General features: G+C 66.1%; 16 protein-coding genes and 1 tRNA gene. 11 read left to right on the top strand and 6 right to left on the bottom strand.

All coding sequences use genetic code 11. The features are described from left to right. Positions 1 to 165 precede the first annotated feature (165 nt). The 5 genes from G572_RS0111855 to G572_RS0111835 all read left to right on the top strand — a co-directional run bounded on the left by G572_RS0111855 (position 166) and on the right by G572_RS0111835 (position 6,692). Positions 166 to 3,435 (top strand): helicase-related protein, encoded by a 3,270-nt coding sequence (locus tag G572_RS0111855; protein ID WP_029058670.1) that lies wholly within the window; start codon positions 166 to 168, stop codon positions 3,433 to 3,435. Between the two features lie 80 nt (positions 3,436 to 3,515). After that, positions 3,516 to 3,920: an RNA-binding S4 domain-containing protein gene (locus G572_RS0111850; protein ID WP_029058669.1), complete on the top strand. Its 405-nt coding sequence runs from the start codon at positions 3,516 to 3,518 to the stop codon at positions 3,918 to 3,920. 244 nt (positions 3,921 to 4,164) lie between these two features. Further along, entirely contained in the window at positions 4,165 to 4,503 is a 339-nt protein-coding gene (gene fdxA, locus G572_RS0111845; RefSeq protein ID WP_029058668.1) for a ferredoxin FdxA, read from the top strand. 365 nt (positions 4,504 to 4,868) lie between these two features. Beyond that, a complete protein-coding gene (locus G572_RS0111840; protein ID WP_029058667.1) occupies positions 4,869 to 5,468 on the top strand; it encodes a CarD family transcriptional regulator in 600 nt (199 codons plus the stop codon). A 348-nt stretch (positions 5,469 to 5,816) separates the two neighbouring features. Beyond that, positions 5,817 to 6,692, top strand: a complete 876-nt coding sequence (locus G572_RS0111835; protein WP_156884574.1) for an RNA polymerase factor sigma-32 — start codon at positions 5,817 to 5,819, stop codon at positions 6,690 to 6,692. Positions 6,693 to 7,075: 383 nt separating this feature from the next. Here G572_RS0111835 and G572_RS0111830 read toward each other — a convergent pair. Beyond that, positions 7,076 to 7,151 (bottom strand) — tRNA-Ala (locus G572_RS0111830). A gap of 406 nt (positions 7,152 to 7,557) precedes the next feature. Here G572_RS0111830 and G572_RS0111825 point away from each other — a divergent pair. The 3 genes from G572_RS0111825 to folD are packed head-to-tail and all read left to right on the top strand — an operon-like array spanning position 7,558 to position 9,127. Beyond that, a complete protein-coding gene (locus G572_RS0111825) occupies positions 7,558 to 7,848 on the top strand; it encodes a YggT family protein (protein WP_029058665.1) in 291 nt (96 codons plus the stop codon). Positions 7,849 to 7,867: 19 nt separating this feature from the next. Continuing rightward, positions 7,868 to 8,191 carry a DUF167 family protein gene (locus G572_RS0111820; RefSeq protein WP_029058664.1) on the top strand — a complete coding sequence of 108 codons (324 nt, stop codon included), beginning with the start codon at positions 7,868 to 7,870 and terminating at the stop codon, positions 8,189 to 8,191. A gap of 39 nt (positions 8,192 to 8,230) precedes the next feature. Further along, positions 8,231 to 9,127 carry a bifunctional methylenetetrahydrofolate dehydrogenase/methenyltetrahydrofolate cyclohydrolase FolD gene (gene folD / locus G572_RS0111815; protein WP_029058663.1) on the top strand — a complete coding sequence of 299 codons (897 nt, stop codon included), beginning with the start codon at positions 8,231 to 8,233 and terminating at the stop codon, positions 9,125 to 9,127. A 103-nt stretch (positions 9,128 to 9,230) separates the two neighbouring features. Here the strand turns inward: folD and G572_RS0111810 are convergent, their stop codons facing one another. Together G572_RS0111810 and rpmB are read right to left on the bottom strand one after the other, a co-directional pair. Continuing rightward, positions 9,231 to 9,884: a queuosine precursor transporter gene (locus G572_RS0111810; RefSeq protein WP_029058662.1), complete on the bottom strand. Its 654-nt coding sequence runs from the start codon at positions 9,882 to 9,884 to the stop codon at positions 9,231 to 9,233. 223 nt (positions 9,885 to 10,107) lie between these two features. Further along, positions 10,108 to 10,410 carry a 50S ribosomal protein L28 gene (gene rpmB / locus G572_RS0111805; RefSeq protein WP_029058661.1) on the bottom strand — a complete coding sequence of 101 codons (303 nt, stop codon included), beginning with the start codon at positions 10,408 to 10,410 and terminating at the stop codon, positions 10,108 to 10,110. Positions 10,411 to 10,820: 410 nt separating this feature from the next. On the opposite strand from rpmB, the gene G572_RS0111800 reads away from it, so the two are divergent. The 3 genes from G572_RS0111800 (at position 10,821) to G572_RS23580 (ending at position 14,147) form a co-directional block, all read left to right on the top strand. Next, complete coding sequence (locus G572_RS0111800) at positions 10,821 to 11,669, top strand: DUF3108 domain-containing protein (protein WP_208979099.1); 849 nt, start codon at positions 10,821 to 10,823, stop codon at positions 11,667 to 11,669. 163 nt (positions 11,670 to 11,832) lie between these two features. Continuing rightward, entirely contained in the window at positions 11,833 to 12,786 is a 954-nt protein-coding gene (locus tag G572_RS0111795) for an acetyl-CoA carboxylase carboxyltransferase subunit alpha (protein WP_029058659.1), read from the top strand. Between the two features lie 191 nt (positions 12,787 to 12,977). Continuing rightward, positions 12,978 to 14,147: a L,D-transpeptidase family protein gene (locus G572_RS23580; protein ID WP_051242257.1), complete on the top strand. Its 1,170-nt coding sequence runs from the start codon at positions 12,978 to 12,980 to the stop codon at positions 14,145 to 14,147. Positions 14,148 to 14,219: 72 nt separating this feature from the next. On the opposite strand, the gene G572_RS0111785 is transcribed toward G572_RS23580, so the two are convergent. From G572_RS0111785 to ispG, 3 genes are read right to left on the bottom strand one after another with little or no spacing between them, the layout of a single operon-like run. Then, a complete protein-coding gene (locus G572_RS0111785) occupies positions 14,220 to 14,936 on the bottom strand; it encodes a DUF429 domain-containing protein (protein WP_029058658.1) in 717 nt (238 codons plus the stop codon). 13 nt (positions 14,937 to 14,949) lie between these two features. After that, a complete protein-coding gene (pdxY, locus tag G572_RS0111780) occupies positions 14,950 to 15,831 on the bottom strand; it encodes a pyridoxal kinase PdxY (RefSeq protein ID WP_029058657.1) in 882 nt (293 codons plus the stop codon). After that, positions 15,828 to 17,114: a flavodoxin-dependent (E)-4-hydroxy-3-methylbut-2-enyl-diphosphate synthase gene (ispG, locus tag G572_RS0111775; protein WP_051242266.1), complete on the bottom strand. Its 1,287-nt coding sequence runs from the start codon at positions 17,112 to 17,114 to the stop codon at positions 15,828 to 15,830. The genes pdxY and ispG overlap by 4 nt, the downstream gene beginning before the upstream one ends. Positions 17,115 to 17,228 lie beyond the last annotated feature (114 nt).

The following is a 17,228-nucleotide window of genomic DNA, read 5'->3' as shown; positions in this document are numbered from 1 at the left end:
CGCGGGGTGTCACCGCCTGTCGTTGGCAAAAGAATGCGCGACATGCGCGTGCCGACTGTGGTACCAGAAATCTGTGTGTCGCCCTGCCTGCGGGTGGGTCTGCCGGATTTTCGCCGCCCAGTTTTGCCCTCGCCCAAGAGGTCGCGTCTCGCGTCGTCGCACCACATGCTTCAGTCTCCCAACTCCCAGCTTCCGCCGAGTGTGCGCGCCCGGACCGTGACCGCCGTGCTCGGTCCGACGAACACGGGCAAGACCCATCTCGCCATCGAGCGGATGATCTCGCGCGAAAGCGGCATCATCGGCCTGCCGCTGCGCCTTTTGGCGCGCGAGGTCTACGGACGCATCGTCGCGCGCGTGGGCGAGGACAAGGTCGCGCTTGTTACCGGCGAGGAAAAGGTAATCCCGCCGGAGGCCCGCTACTGGGTCTCGACCGTCGAGGCGATGCCGCTGGACCTGAAGACGGATTTCGTCGCCATCGACGAGGTGCAGCTCGCCGGCGACCTGGAGCGCGGCCATGTCTTCACCGACCGCATCCTCAACATGCGCGGTCATCTGGAAACGCTGCTTCTTGGCTCGGCGACCGCGCGTCCGCTGCTGGAGCGGCTGCTCCCGGGCCTCAATGTCGTCACCCGGCCGCGCATGTCCGTGCTGGCCTATTCGGGGCAGAAGAAAATCACGCGGTTGCCGCCGCGCTCGGCCGTCGTCGCCTTTTCCTCCTCTGAAGTCTATGCGATCGCCGAGCTGATCCGGCGCCAGCATGGCGGCGCGGCCGTGGTGCTCGGTTCGCTCAGCCCGCGCACGCGAAACGCCCAGGTCGCCTTGTTCCAGAACGGCGACGTGCAGCACCTGATCGCCACCGACGCGATCGGCATGGGCCTCAACCTCGATGTCGACCACATCGCCTTTGCCGGCATCCGCAAGTTCGACGGCTATCAGTACCGCATGCTGACACCGGCGGAGATGGGCCAGATCGGCGGGCGCGCCGGGCGTCACACCCGGGACGGAACCTTTGGCGTGACAGGCCGGGTCGATCCCTTCGACGACGAACTGGTCGAGGCGCTGGAAAGCCACCGGTTCGACGCGCTCAAGGTTTTCCAGTGGCGCAGCAGGGCGCTGGATTTCGGTTCGGTGGGAAGCCTGCGGGCCTCGCTCGACGTGCCGCCGCGCGAACAGGGGCTGACGCGCGCGCCGCCGTCAGCGGACGAAACCGCCTTCGATCATGCCGTGCGCGACGAGGCGATCCGCCGGGTGGCGTCTTCCCCGGAGCGCGTGCGGCTGTTGTGGGATGTGTGCCAGGTCCCGGACTACCGCAAGATCGCGCCGGCCAATCATGCGGATCTGATTGCCGGGATTTATGCGCATCTGACCCGCGACGGCGTCGTTCCGGACGACTGGTTCGCGCGCCAGGTGGCCTTCGCCGACAAGGTGGACGGCGATATCGATACGTTGTCAAATCGCATGGCGCACATCCGTACATGGACCTTCGTCGCCAATCGCGCCGACTGGTTGTCGGATCCCGCCCATTGGCAAGGCGTCACGCGCGGCGTAGAAGACCGGTTGTCGGACGCCTTGCACGACAGGCTTACACAGCGCTTTGTCGACCGGCGGACAAGCGTATTGATGCGACGGTTGAGAGAGAACGCGATGCTTGAAGCGGAAATCACACAAGTGGGAGATGTGCTTGTCGAGGGGCAGCATGTCGGCCAGCTCCAGGGCTTTCGCTTCGCGCCCGATGCGGCTGCCGACGGTCCCGACGGCAAGGCGCTGCGCGCGGCCGCGCAAAAGGCGCTTGCCAGTGAGCTCACGGCACGCGCCGACAAGGTGGCGCGCGCGGGCAACGAGGATTTCACCCTGACCTCGGATGGCTTTATCCGCTGGCAGGGCGAGGTCGTCGCGCGGCTGATTGCCGGCGAAACCGTGCTTGCGCCGGGTCTGGTCGTCCTGTGCGACGACACGCTTGAGGCTGCCGACCGCGAGAAGGTGGACGCCCGGCTCACGCTCTGGCTCCGGGCGCATATCGACACGCTGGCCAAACCCTTGCGCGATCTCGAGGTCGGGGAAGGGCTCGAGGGACTCGCCCGCGGCGTCGCCTTCCGGCTGGTGGAATCGCTCGGCATCGTCGAACGGGCCGAGATTTCCGAGGACGTGCGCCAGCTCGACCAGACCATGCGCGCCGGCCTGAGGCGGCTCGGCGTGCGCTTCGGCGCCTATCATATTTTCGTTCCGGCACTGCTGAAGCCGGCGCCAAGCCGGCTGATGGCCCAGTTGTGGGCGCTGAAGCACGGCGACCTGGAGATGCCGGGCCTGTCGGAGCTGCCGCAGATGTCGGCCTCCGGACGCACGTCGGTCGTCGTCGATCCGGAAATTTCCAAGGACCTCTACAAGGTCGTCGGCTTTCGCGTGTGCGGCCCGCGCGCTGTGCGGGTCGATATCCTGGAACGACTCGCCGACCTGATTCGCCCCCTGCTTGCCTGGAAACCGCTCGACGCCACCGTCGAGCCGCCGGAGGGCGCGGTTCGCGAAGGCGGCGGCTTTACCGTAACGGTGGCGATGACGTCGCTGCTCGGGTGCGCGGGCGAGGATTTCTCCGCAATTCTCAAGTCGCTCGGCTATCGCAGCGAAAGCCGCGAGGTCCAGCGTCCGGCAGCCGATGCAGAAACGCCGGCTGCCGAAGCGACGGCTGCCGAAACGCCGGCAGCCGAAACACCGGCAGCCGAGACGTCTGACGCCGGGGCGACGGACGCTGCATCTCCGGCCGCGGCCGGAGCAGACGAATCGGCTGTTTCCGCGACCGAACCGGAGAGCGCCGGCGTCGTCGCCGCGACGGAACGGGACGCGACCGCTGCCGGGACCGCGAGCGCGGAGAGCGACGCGGCCGACGTGTCCGTATCCGCGGATGCGCAGGTTGCAGAACCTGCGGCCCCTGGTGCTGTCCCCCCCGATGGTGCGGCAGCCCCTGAAGCCGTGTCCCCGGAAACGGCAGGTGCCGACACGGTCACCGCTGACGCCGGAGCGCCGGAGACGGGCGCCGAGGCATCGTCGGGCGAGGCAGCGTCCGCAGAGGCGCAGGGCACGGATGTAGTCGTGATCGAGGTCTGGCGCCCGGGCCGGCGGGATCGCCGCCCGCGCGGCGGAGAGAAGGCCGGACGCCGGCCGGGCAACCGGGGCGGCGGCGCGCGCGACGCCGCATCGGCCAAGGGACCCGGCGGGCGTGACGAACAGGCGCCGCGGCGCGGCGGTGGCAAGCCGAAGGCCAAGCCGCGCCACGCGGGCGAGACCCCGGGCCGGACGTCGGGCGGAAAGCCGGGCGGGCCGCGTCCGGACAAGGCGGGCGGTCGTGGCGGTCGACCGGCCAAAGGCGGCGCAATCGACCCGGATTCACCGTTTGCCAAGCTTGCCGCCCTCAAGGCGAATCTGGAAAAGAAGCCGCGCTGACACCAGCGCGCTGAAACATCATGGCGCCGGTCGGGGCGTCCTGCGAAAGGGTCCGACGGCCGACACGGAGGTTGGCGACAATGGGCGAGGGCGACGGTGCGCTGCCCGTGCAGCGGATCGACAAGTGGTTGTGGTATGCGCGTATCGTCAAGTCGCGCAGCCTTGCGCAAAAGCTTGTGGCGGCCGGGCATGTCCGGGTCAATCGCGACAAGGTGACCGCGCCCTCGAAACCGGTGCGTACCGCTGACGTCCTGACGGTTTCCGTTGCCCGTAGCGTTCGTATTCTCAAGGTGCTGGCACCGGGCGAGCGGCGCGGGCCGGCGCCGGAAGCCCGGCTGCTCTACGAAGATCTGACGCCGCCTCCGCCGCCGCGGGACGCTCCGGTTGCCGAACCGGGGGCTCCGGCGCACCGCGAACCGGGAAGCGGGCGACCGACCAAGCGGGAAAGACGGGAGACCGACCGGTTTCGCTTCGGTGAAGGGTAGTGCCGGCGGTCCCGGTCTTGCGTGGGGCAGGCGTTCTCGTCGCTGGCGCGGCGTGCGGGCGCTGGAATATTGTTCCAAAGGCGCACTCAAACTCAACATATTCCGAACTTGATGCGGGCTGACAAACCCGGTAGGCAATCGTCAAAAGGCGCCGTGCCTCCGGCAGGCGGCGTCGTTTCGCCGGCTGGGATGCGGGTGCCGCGGCAACCGGGACGGGTCCGGGGGCCGTCATGAGAGGATCGCGATGACTTATATCGTCACGGACAACTGCATTAAGTGCAAGTATACAGACTGCGTTGAAGTGTGCCCGGTAGACTGTTTCTACGAGGGCGACAACATGCTCGTCATTCATCCCGACGAATGCATCGACTGCGGGGTGTGCGAACCGGAATGTCCGGCAGACGCGATCAAGCCCGACACCGAACCCGGCCTGGAAAAATGGCTCGAGGTGAACACCGAATATGCGTCCAAGTGGCCGAACATCACGGTCAAGAAGGATCCGCTGCCGGAGGCGGAGAAATTCGACGGGCAGGACGGCAAGTTTGAAAAGTTCTTTTCCTCGGAGCCGGGCGAGGGAGACTGAGCGCTCCCGGGCTCGGCCCTTGCTGAAAGGCGCCCTGCTGCCCCCGCCGGCGGCGGGGTTATTGTGCGTTGCATTTGGAAATCCACAGAAAATGTGGTATCGTCTTTCTCTAGTCGTCTGATCTTCGGATCTCCCCCTCCCACGGAGGCTTTGTGGTTGCAGCTTCCCCGGAAAACGTTTCGGGCTGAAGCCGGTTTCCATGACATTCATGAGTTGAGATCGCAGCAGGCAGGCTGAACACACCAAGACGGACACCGGCGGCTCGGGTTTCCAGGCCGGAGGCGTGCGTTTCTCCGAAAAAAGGTGGCGCGCGGGCGTCAACCATCGGCCTCACGGCCGCAACTGCGCAGGAGTAATAAAGGCGTATGGCAACAACGGTGAAAAAAACCGCGCAGAGACAGGGTTTCAAGACAGGAGAGTTCATTGTGTATCCGGCTCACGGGGTCGGTCAGATCACGGCGATCGAGGAACAGAATGTCGCCGGGTATGCGCTTGAACTGCTGGTAATCAACTTCGAACAGGACAAGATGACGCTGCGGGTTCCCGTCGCGAAGATCGCGAGCGTGGGCATGCGCAAGCTGGCCGATGCACCTGCGGTCAAAAAGGCTCTGGAGACCGTGCGCGGGCGTCCGCGCGTCAAGCGGACCATGTGGAGCCGTCGCGCGCAGGAATACGAGGCGAAGATCAACTCCGGCGATCTGATCTCGATCGCCGAAGTCGTTCGCGACCTGTTCCGTTCCGACACGCAGCCGGAGCAGTCCTACTCGGAGCGCCAGCTCTATGAGGCGGCGCTCGACCGCATGTCGCGCGAGATTGCGGCCGTCAACAAGTGCTCCGACACGGAAGCGATCCGGCAGATCGAGCAGAACCTGGCCAAGTCGGCGAGCCGCAAGGCGGCTGCGGAAGCGGCGGCTGCGGCTGCGGAAGGCGATGGCAGCGAAGGCGAGCAGACAGCGGCCGCCTGAGGCGGTTCAGCCGGTTCGGTTCGCCGAAGCATTCTTGAAGGCCCGGCCCTGCGCCGGGCCTTTTCGTTGTCGGGTGCGTTTGCAGGGCGTCCTGGCGCCGGACGCCGTTGTGGGCATTGGCGTCACCGTCACGCCAACGGCACATTCATCAAGTAAACTTATCGCCAGAACTACAAACTCGTATTGGTTCTGATCGCGTTGGCAGGGCACTCTGTGGAATGGCGGTCGCGGATCGATGCGTGCCAATACGCGAGGCGCGCACCGCCTACTCGATTTTTACGGCGGAAAACTGAACCAAACCAGCTCTCCGCGCGTATTCCAGGGTAAGAATGCAACGGCGCGGAGGTATTGACCGTGAGCTACCTTTCCGGAAATCGTCGAGAACTGGTGCGTGCGGCGATGAACGCGCCCTACCTGAGCCGCGAGGAAGAGCATCAACTTGCGCTCGACTGGCGCGACAATGACGATCAGGCGGCACTTGACCGACTGAGCCTCTCGCACATGCGTCTCGTGATTGCCGTTGCGGCGAAATACCGCAACTTCGGGCTGTCGATGAGCGATCTCATCCAGGAGGGGCATATCGGTTTGCTGGAGGCGGCGTCCCGCTTCGAGCCGGAGCGCGAGGTGCGCTTCTCGACCTATGCGACCTGGTGGATCCGCGCGTCGATCCAGGACTATATCCTGCGCAACTGGTCCATTGTTCGCGGTGGCACGTCGTCGACGCAAAAGGCGCTGTTCTTCAACCTGCGCCGCCTGCGGGCCAAGCTGAGCAGCGGCACCACGCGGGTAACGGAAACCGAACTCGTCGGCAAGATCGCCCAGACGATGGGCGTCAAGGTCGCGGATGTCGCGACCATGAGCGCCCGGCTGTCCGGCCCGGACACGTCGCTGAATGCGCCGATGATGGAATCCGACGGGTCCAGCGCCGACCGCCAGGATTTTCTGGTGTCGGACGATCCGCTGCCCGAGGAAATGGTCGGCGGCGCGATCGACACAGAACGCAGGTCGTTGTGGCTGGAAAGCGCGCTCGGCGTTTTGTCCGAGCGGGAGTTGCGGATCGTGCGCGAACGGCGTCTGTCGGAAGAGGGGGCCACCCTCGAGGCCCTCGGGCACAAGCTCGGGATCTCCAAGGAACGCGTGCGCCAGATCGAGAGCCGGGCGCTCGAGAAGCTCCGCGAGGCGCTGTTGAAGGTCCAGCCCGACAAGCGCGCCTATTGCGGCTAGGCGAGGCCCTGTAAACCGGAGTGCCGTGGCTTGCGTCGGTCTGCATCTCGTCAAGCCGCGGCAAGCGCGGGACTTGCGCGTGGTTTCAAGCCTTTTGGAATGACAAGGTGGTGTCGCGCCTGGCGCGCCCGCGGGGGCCGGCCTGCTGTCCCCGGCGCGGGCAGCCTGAGCGGAGGCCTTGTCGGTTGTCACGAGGTTGTCAGCGCGGCTTGAGCGGCGATGGCTTCGTCGGGTTCCGGTGATTGGTCGGCGGATGTCCGCTGCTCTGTTGGTCTCCGGGATGCCGTCGGGCCGGAATGACCGCAGCCGTATAGCTGCCACCGAACAGGCGCGGCAAACAAAAGCCTGGCGTTTCGGTTCGCAAAATTATTTCGGTGGGAATTTGGTGGAGCCGAGGGGAATCGAACCCCTGACCTCTGCAGTGCGATTGCAGCGCTCTCCCATCTGAGCTACGGCCCCGCGCTCTTTGAGCGTGTGCGGCATTTAGGGGAGGGGCCGGGCTCCTGTCAAGGGGCTCGCCCGCGCGGGGGCACCGTCGTTGCCGATCGCCCGGATTTTGCCGCACGGCGAGGATGAAGCGGCCGGAAAGGCAACAGCGCGATGCGCTGCGGGCGACGGTGAAAGGCTGCGGATCCAAAGCGGTTGCAGCGGCGAATCGCGCCAGACCGTTGCCATCGTGTGCCCGGCGCCCGCCCCCTTTGGGCGTCGCATTGCACACGACGTCCCGGCTGCCGGGTCTGAAGCTGTCCCAATGCAGCGTGCGGCGTGTGTTGGCGGGCCGTTCCCGAGCTTGCGGGAAAGCGGTGCTCCCGTTACATGAAGAACAGTCATTGGAACCCAGGACCGAGCCGGAGCCTCCCCGCCCATGCGCGCCATTCTCGACGTCGTTCTCATCATTCTCAACATGTACACCTGGGTGATCATCGCCAGCGCGATCTTCTCCTGGCTGTTCGCCTTCAACGTGATCAATTCGAGCAACCAGTTCGTCGCCATGATCGCGCAGGTGCTCTACAATCTGACGGAGCCGCTGCTGCGTCCGATCCGCGAGCGCCTGCCGAGCATGGGCGGTCTCGACATCTCGCCGATCGTGCTGCTTCTGGGCATCTTCCTGCTCCAGCGCATCATCGTCTATTATCTCTACCCCAACGTCTTCTGATCCGGGTGTGACCGCGCGCATGCCGCGTCCCTGGGAGCCGGCTGCAAACGGCGGCCTCAGGCTGCGGGTGCGGGTCACGCCGAAAGCCGCGCACGACCGCCTCGAGGGGATCGAGATCCGCGACGACGGGCTGTGCGTGTTGCGCTGTCGCGTGCGGGCGGTGCCCGACAAGGGCGCCGCCAATGCCGCGGTCACGGCTCTGGTCGCGCGGTCGCTCGGTCTGGCGAAGCGAGACGTTCGGCTGGTCGCGGGCGCGACGGCCAGGGTCAAAATGCTCGAACTTGACGCAGACGCGCAAATGCTTGCCGCACGTCTGCGCCAATTCTGCGGTCCGTCCGCCTAGGATGGGGCCGGTTCAGGGTTTCAGTTCTTCGGAGGTTTCATGTCCGCTTCCCTTATCGACGGCAAGGCGCGCGCGACGCGCTTGCGGGCGTCGGTCGCTCAGGCCGTTTCCGGGTTGAAGGCGGCGCCGGGGATCACCCCGGGACTTGCCGTGGTGCTCGTCGGCGACGATCCGGCGAGCCGGGTCTATGTCGCCAACAAGGTGCGCCAGACCGAGGAGTGCGGCATGCGCTCCATCGAGCACCGGCTGCCGGAGGAGACGTCCCAGGCCGATCTGATGGACCTGGTGGCGACCCTCAATGCGGATCCGGGCGTCGACGGCATTCTGGTGCAGATGCCGCTGCCTGCGCATCTCGATACCGATCAGGTGGTGCTGGCGATCGACCCGGAAAAGGATGTTGACGGGCTGCATCCGCAAAACGCCGGACGGCTGGTGCTCGGCGCGCCGGGGCTGGTGCCCTGCACGCCGCAAGGCTGCGTGCTGCTGGCGCGCGAGGCGCGCGGCGGCGACCTGAGCGGTCTCGATGCGGTGGTGCTCGGTCGCTCCATTCTGGTCGGCAAGCCGGTGTCGCTGTTGCTGCAAAACGAGAACTGCACCGTGACGATGGCGCATTCGCGCACCCGCGGCCTCGAGGAGGTCTGCCGGCGCGCGGATGTCCTCGTCGCGGCCGTCGGGCGCCCGCAGATGGTGCGCGGAAACTGGATCAAGCCCGGCGCCACGGTGATTGACGTCGGCATCAACCGGGTGCCCGCGCCCGACAAGGGGCCGGACAAGACGCGTCTGGTGGGCGATGTCGCGTTTTCGGAGGCCGTGGAGGTGGCAGGCGCGATCACGCCGGTGCCGGGCGGTGTCGGGCCGATGACGATTGCCTGCCTGCTGGCGAACACGGTGGTGGCGGCCTGCCGCCGGCGCGGACTTTCCGTTCCCGCGATGTAGCGGAACGCGAACGGCCGTTTTCAAACCGAAAAAGCCCCGCGCGACGATCCTCGCGCGGGGCTTTTTTGAAACCCGTGAGCCTGTGTCGGAGCCGCGCGGCGCCTCAGGCGCGGCCAATCTGCGTCGATGCGCCGAAATAGGCGAGCAGCAGCCGGTAGGGCAGCAGCAGCGCGGCTGCGACGAGAAGCTTGACCGCAAGATCGCCGGCCGCCCAGGAGACCCAGCGCGGAACCTCCAGCGCAAAGACGCCGAGGAAGGGCGCGGCATCCGTTGCAAAGCCGTCGCCGTAGCCGAGCAGCGGCGTGGCGGCTGCGGAAAAGGCGAGGCCGAAGAACAGCGCGGTGTCGAGCACCGAAGCCGTGGCGGAAGACAGGATCGGCGCTTTCCACCAGCTCATGCGGCGCATGCGGTCGAAGAGCAGGATGTCGAGCAGATGCGCGAACAGGAAGGCCGAGCCCGAAGCGACGGCGATGCGCGGCGTGGCCAGCACGATCGACAGCATAACGGCGAGGGCGAAGCCGACGAAAACCACCTTGCGCGCGGCGGCCGGGCCGAAACGGCGGTTGGTCAGATCCGTGACCAGAAAGGCCGCCGGATAGGTGAAGGCGCCCCAGGTCAGGAGATTGGCGAGATCGACCCCGCCGAGTGTGCCGGAAACCGGATATTGCACGAGAATGTTGGAGGCGACGACGACCAGCGCCATCGCCAGGATGGCCTGCAGCGCGCGCGATGCGGTAAACTCGCGAAAATCCATCATGTCCGACACTCCATGGTCCGGTCCGCCGCTCCCGCGCGGTGTGCGGATCGACCGGGGCGGTCACCCGGTCAAGGCAACCCGATCGGTCGGGCGGCCTTCCGAAAACGGCAAAAAGAGGCGCGTTGCGCCTCTTTGCATCTTCTCGACATCTGTCGCCGCCATGTGCCGCCGTGCCAGGCCCGACGGGCGTCCTCGCCCTGTCGTGACGCCACTGCGGCGAGAATCAGGCCGCGGCTGCGGCGGACTCGGCCAGACGACGCTTGATTTCGGTGCGCAGGATCCGTGCCTTGGGCGAAAGCTCGCTTTCGGCCGCCTTCAGGAGGAAGGCATCGAGACCGCCACGGTGCTCGACCGAACGCAGCGCATGGGCGCTGACGCGCAGCTTGTAGGTTGCGCCAAGCGCATCCGACAGGAGCGACACGTTGCACAGGTTCGGGAGGAACCGGCGACGCGACTTGTTGTTGGCGTGGCTGACGTTGTTGCCGGTCATCACGTCCTTGCCGGTCAGTTCGCAACGGCGGGCCATGGGACACCTTTTGTTTCTTGCCCGCATCTGTGAGCGGGCGGTTACGACGACGGGGTCAGACCCCGGCTGCTGGAATGCCAAGCGTTCGCGGACCCCTGTGGTCCGGCGCACGCGGCCGGCATTGGATGAAAAGTCGGCTTGCTATAAGGGGCAAAGCCGCCGCCGTCAAGGCATCATGCGCGCCGCGCGCGGGCGAAAAGCCGTCGATGCAAAATGCGGACGGGCTACGGCAATCATTTGCGGTCCATTAACCATGCGGTTACCGTAGCGATGTGACACTCGTACACCGGACCCGGCGTGATTTGCAAAGCCTGCGGGTCCGCGCGAATTTCAAGCGGCCGGGAAGTCCCGGCGGCGGCATAAGCGTTGTGGTATCCGGCCGATAGGGCCGCGCGCCGTGTGAGGATCCGATGTCCAGGGTAATGTGCCTCTTCCGCCGCTCCATGCGGCTTGTCGTTCCGGTGGTTGCCGGCGGTGCGCTCGCCGCGATGGCATCCGCCGTCCATGCGGAGACGACGCGGCTTGGCGGCGTCTACGATATCTCTGTCTCGGGCTTCAAGATCGCGCGCGGATCGCTGTCGCTGGTTCTTCAGAAAAACGCCTATTCCGCCAAGATCGGCATGGCACCCGCCGGGATCGGCACGCTGTTTTCCACCGGCAAGGGCGGAGCGGAGGCCTCGGGTTGGGTCAATTCCCGCGGCGTCATTCCCGCGCGTTACAAGATGGCGTCGCGCGCGGCCGACCGCGATTTCTTCGTCGACCTGGCGCAAGGGTCCGGACGCGTGCGCGACATGCGCGTGACGCCGAAGTTTAAGCCAAATCCGGAGCGGATCAAGGTGCGGTCCAAGCACAAGCGCAATGTGGTCGATCCGCTGAGCGCCATCCTGATGCCGGTGAAGGCGAAGGGGGGCAAGCCGGACGCCTCGGTTTGCAAGCGCCGGATCTCGGTGTTCGACGGCTGGACGCGTTTCGACATCCAGTTGAGCTACAAGGGCATGAAGGATGTCTCCGGGCGCGGCTATGACGGCAAGGTCGTCGTGTGTTCCGCGCGCTGGATCCCGGTCGCGGGGCATCGCCCCTCGCGCGCCTCGGTGAAATACATGGCGGAAAATCGCAAGATGGAAGCCTGGCTTGCGCCGCTTGGCGCGGGCGGGGTGTTTGTGCCCTACCGCGTGTCCATGGGCACGAAGCGCGGCACGCTGGTCGTCGAGCCTCGCAAGCTGGACTTCTCCGGAGGCCGGGACCAGGCGGCGCGCTGACGCGGGTCGGCCTCGGCTTGCCGATAAGGAGGGGGCGGCAAATTTCGGGCTGCAGATCCCGTGCTTGCATGTCTTGACAGGGCGGGCCGGTCTCGCCAGTGTCGCGCCGCAATCCGCGCGGGATGGACTGACCCTTCCCGCACAGCGCCTGGACCCACTTGCAATGCACAGTTTTCTCGAGTTCGAAAAGCCCGTCGCCGACCTTCAGGGCAAGGTTCATGAATTGCGCGCCGTCGCCGAAACGGGCGAGACGGTCGAAGTGTCCGACGAGATCGAACGGCTGGAAAAAAAGGCCGAACAGGCGCTGCGTGACCTCTACTCGCGGCTGACCCCTTGGCAAAAGACGCTGGTGGCCCGTCATCCCGACCGTCCGCATGCGCTGGACTATGTCGCCGGGCTGCTCGAGGATTTCACGCCGTTGGCCGGTGATCGCAACTATGCAGAGGATGCCGCGATCATCGCCGGGATCGGCCGGTTCCGGGGACGCTCCGTTGCGGTTCTGGGGCAGGAAAAGGGCGCCGACACCCAATCGCGCCTGAAGCACAATTTCGGCATGGCGCGGCCGGAAGGCTACCGCAAGGCGGTCCGCATCATGCAAATGGCCGAGCGGTTCGCACTTCCGCTCATCTCCTTCGTCGACACGGCGGGCGCCTATCCCGGCATCGGGGCGGAAGAACGCGGCCAGGCGGAGGCCATCGCGCGATCCACCGACGCGGGACTGGGGCTTGGCGTTCCCAACATCGCGCTGATCATCGGCGAGGGCGGCTCGGGCGGCGCCATTGCGATCGCGACGGCCAACCATGTGGCGATGCTCGAGCACGCGATCTACTCCGTGATTTCGCCGGAAGCCGGTGCATCCATCCTGTGGCGCGACAGCGCCCGGGCGCAGGATGCCGCAACGAACATGAAGATCACGGCGCAGGACCTGATGCAGCTCAAGGTGATCGACGAGATCGTCGAGGAGCCGCTGGGTGGCGCGCATCGCGCCCGTGAGATCGTCGTCGATCGGGCTGGCAAGGCCATCGATACCGCGCTCGCGCGGCTCGAGAGCATGGATGCGGCCGCGCTGCGCGCGGAGCGGCGCAAGAAGTTCCTGGCAATCGGCCGCAGCCTTTGATCGGCCTGCCTGCCGGCGAAGCGGACGCTTTGCCGCCAAAACGCCAGATTTGTGAGTCAGCACCTGACTATTGAGGGCGTTTCTCGCTCCGACGTTGCCGTCGTAACGGATGGTAAACGCTCTGTGACTAGCCTTTTCCATCGAACGGGCCGCAAGATTGCGGTGCGCGAAATCTGAGGCAGGTAATCGGCATGGCGCAAGATATCGCGCGTAACAGCTGGGCGTCGTGGAAAACCGTGGCGGTGGTGGCCCTGGCGGGTCTGCTCGGAGCCTGCCAGGCGGATGAGCTCGGCTACGGACCAAAGCACAAGCGTCCGGTCAGTTCCGAGGTCAAGCGCGAGATCACGCGGCTCGGAATGGATACCAAGAGCCCGATCATGCTGCGCATTTTCAAGCAGGAATCGGAGCTTGAGGTCTGGAAGCAGACCAAGTCCGGCCGCTATGCGCTTCTGGAATCCTTCGAAATCTGCAAGTGGTCGGGCAAGCTCGGGCCGAAGTTCAAGGAAGGCGACCGGCAGGCGCCGGAAGGTTTCTACGAGATCACGCCGGCGTTGATGAACCCCAATTCCAGCTATCATCTCGCCTTCAATCTCGGCTATCCGAACCGCTTTGACCGGGCCTACAACCGCACCGGTTCGCACCTGATGGTGCATGGCGCCTGCTCCTCGCGCGGCTGCTACGCGATGACCGATGCCCAGGTACAGGACATTTACGCGCTCGCGCGCGAAAGTTTTTCCGGCGGACAGCGGTCCTTCCAGGTGCAGGCCTTTCCGTTTCGCATGACGGCGGAAAACATGGCCGAGCACCGGGACAACGAGCATTATGCCTTCTGGCAGATGCTGAAGCGCGGACATGACCATTTCGAGGTGACCAAGGTCCCGCCGAAGGTCGAGGTCTGCGAGAAGAAATACGTCTTCGACGCCACACCGCTGGTGGAGGGCGTGCCGTTCCGCGCCACCGCGAAATGCCCGGCTTACGACATTCCCGACAATGTCGAGGTTGCCGTCAACAAGATGCAGCAGCGCGACGAGGAAAAGGTTCGCCAGATCGCGGAGGCCGAAATCCGCGCCGAGAAGCGCAAGGCGCAACTCGCCGCGCTGTTCGGCGGCGGCAACGATGCCGATGAGGCTGCGGAGACGCCTGCTGCCGATGCTCCGGCGACTGCCACCGCGACAGCCGATGCGGCGCCGGTTTCCGTCCCCGCCGCGGACCAGGGGGCATCCCAGACCGCGTTTGCGCCCGCGCCGGAAAAGAAGAGCGGCGGGTTTTTCAGCCGGATCTTTTCCAGCGGTGACGACAAGGCGCAGGCTGGTCCGGGCGCCATCGATCCCGACGCCCCGGTGCCCGCGGCAAAGCCCTGACAGGCAATTGTCGAACGCTTCGTCCGACCGTGCCTCCAGCGGCCGGCCGTGCGGGACCGCGCCGACGGGCCCTCACGCCCAGATCGCCATGCGCAATCCTCGTTCGTCGCGTTTGAACGGGTCCGGGAAAGCCTGCGCGCGGCCTTTGGCGATGCGCTCGGCGATTGCCGCGCCGACGCAGGCGTCGACCAGGTCATCCACGCCGGCCCCCCTCGGTGGGCGTTGATCGAGGAACGGGCGGTCGAAACCATTGGCCTCGAGAAGAGCCTTGCGTTGGTCCAGTCCGGCCGGGTTCGCCCGTGACTTCACCTTCTTCGGCAGGCTCATGGCGCTGTCCCCATTGAGCCGCCAGAACGCGAGTTCGGGATGGACTTCGAAGACGCGCTCCTCCAGCGATGGCGTCATCAGCGCATCGATCTCCCGGATCTTGGGAAAGAGATAAAACGCCTGCTTCGAGACCTTCTTCGGTGGGTCGGAGGTGGCAAGCGCTGTCTCGCAGGCCTTGCGATAGTCGTTGCTGAAGACGGCGGCGCGGGAGGGCACGGAGAACACCGAGGACTGGCGCTGGCCGAGCAGCGGGCGCACGTGTCGCTCAGGTTCCCGGCCTTTCGGCCCGGAGCGTTCCGGAAGACCGATCGGCATGTCGACGGCGATCACGGCGAGTGTCTCATCGGCGAGGATGTCGCGGAACTGCGGGACGACGGCGATGGTCGGCACTGCGGCTCCATCGAGATCGCGGGTGACGACGATCCAGCCTTTCTTGCAGCCATCGACACCGGCAACTCTCATCGGCAATCCTCGTTTACGCGCGGATCGGCGCGTCCATCACCCGCCGGCTCGAAACCAGCGCCATCGGTTGCACCAGGGCGGCTTGCTCCCAGGCGACCAGCAGGTCGCGAGACCCGCGTTTGACCGAGCGCGCGACCAGTTCGAACACCGAGGCGGCCGAGCGCTTGAGTGCTGCCTCGTCGGACTGCCCGGCCAGCAGATTGGCGGTGAACAGGGCCGCCATCAGGTCGCCGGTGCCGTTGGGGGCATCGGCGATCGCGCCATGTTCGGCGGCAATCGCCGCCTTGTCGCTCACCAGCAGGTTCGAGACGGAGTTGCGCCGCATGGCCGGGGCCGAAGTGACCAGAACGCGGGCGGGGCCAAGCGCGCGGGCGGCGGCAATGGCCTCCGTTTCCGTCGCGATCGTCCGTTGGCACATCCACTCCAGCTCAAACAGGTTGGGCGTGGCGACATCGGCTTCCGGCAGCAGCGTGTCGCGCATGGCGGCAGCCGTTTCTTCCGAGACATAAAGGCCGGCGCGGTCGCCGCTCACCGGATCGCAGACGTAGAGCGCCTCCGGGTTCGCCTTGCGCACGGCCGCGACGAGCCGGACGATCTCGCGTGCCTGCGCGGGGCTTCCAAGATAGCCGGAAACCACTGCGCCGATGCCGGAGAGCGTGTCCGCGCCGATCAGGTCGTCGACGAGTGCGGCAAAGGTCGCATCGTCGGCGACATGGCGATGGCTGCGTCCCTGACCCGGGTGCCAGGGCAGGAGCACGGTCGGCAGAAACCAGACGCGGTGGCCGAGGCGCTCCAGCGCGAACCCGGCGATCCGCCCGCCGACGGCGCCGCGCACCACCTGCGAATGGATGACGAGAATGTCCGTCCGGGGGGCGTTTTGCGCGGGCGCGGTCATTCCGCTGCGGACCGCGCGTCACCGCCGAAGCGCGTCTCGATATAGTCGTCGACCATCTTCTTGAAGTCGTCGGCGATGTTTGTCCCGCGCAGTGTGGCGACCTTTCGGCCGTCGACGAAGACGGGGGCGGCCGGCGTCTCGCCGGTGCCGGGCAGCGATATGCCGATGTCGGCGAATTTGCTCTCGCCCGGTCCGTTGACGATGCAGCCCATCACCGCGACGTTGAGCGTCTCGACGCCGGGGTATTTCTCCCGCCACACCGGCATGGAGACCCGCAGGTTGTCCTGGATGTCCTGCGCCAGTTCCTGAAACACCGTGGAGGTGGTGCGTCCGCAGCCCGGGCAGGCCGCGACGACCGGCACGAAGGAGCGAAAGCCCATCACCTGCAGGAGTTCCTGGGCCACCTGCACCTCGCGGGTACGGTCGCCGCCGGGTTCCGGCGTCAGCGACACGCGGATTGTGTCGCCGATGCCTTGTTGCAGCAGGATGCCCATGGAGGCAGCCGAAGCGACGATGCCCTTGGTGCCCATGCCCGCCTCGGTGAGGCCGAGGTGCAGCGCATAGTCGCAGCGCGCCGCGAGATCGGCATAGACCGAGATCAGGTCCTGCACCTGGCTGACCTTGGCCGACAGGATGATCTTGTCGCGGCCCATGCCGAGATCCTCGGCGCGTTCCGCCGACAGGAGACCCGAGCGGATGATCGCCTCGCGCATCACCGCGTCGGCGGGCGCGGGGGCGGCAAGCTTGGCGTTTTCGTCCATCAGGTGAGTGAGCAGCTCCTGGTCGAGCGAGCCCCAGTTGACGCCGATGCGCACCGGCTTGTCGTGTTTCAGCGCGATGTCGATGATGTCGGAAAACTGCCGGTCGCGCTTGTCCTTGAAGCCGACATTGCCGGGATTGATCCGGTATTTGGCGAGCGCTTCGGCGCAGGCGGGATGATCGGCCAGCAGCTTGTGGCCGATGTAATGGAAATCGCCGACGAGCGGCACATGGCAGCCGATGCGATCTAGCCTTTCGCGGATGCGCGGCACGGCGGCGGCGGCTTCGTCGCGGTCGACGGTGATGCGCACGATTTCAGATCCCGCAGCCGCCAGTGCGGACACCTGCGCGACGGTGCCGTCGATGTCGGCGGTGTCGGTGTTGGTCATCGACTGCACCACGACGGGGGCGCCGCCGCCGACTGTGACCGTCCCCACCTTCACGGGAACCGAGACCCGGCGCGGTGCCGGTCCGCTCGGCACCGGCTGGTTTGGAATGCTGTCGCCCTGATGGTCAGCTGTCATGCGTCCGCTTCCGTTCATGAGATCCGCGTCCGTTGCGCGCTTACGCCGTCCCGGCGCGCGCGGCATGTCGAAGACTAACGCCGTTTGAATAGGGCGCGCCACCCTTGTGCGCAA

The sequence above is a fragment of the Stappia stellulata DSM 5886 genome (genome assembly GCF_000423705.1).
Taxonomy (GTDB): Bacteria; Pseudomonadota; Alphaproteobacteria; order Rhizobiales; family Stappiaceae; genus Stappia; species Stappia stellulata.
The sequence above is the reverse complement of the archived record's forward strand: the minus strand, read 5'-3'. Positions and strand labels throughout refer to the sequence as shown.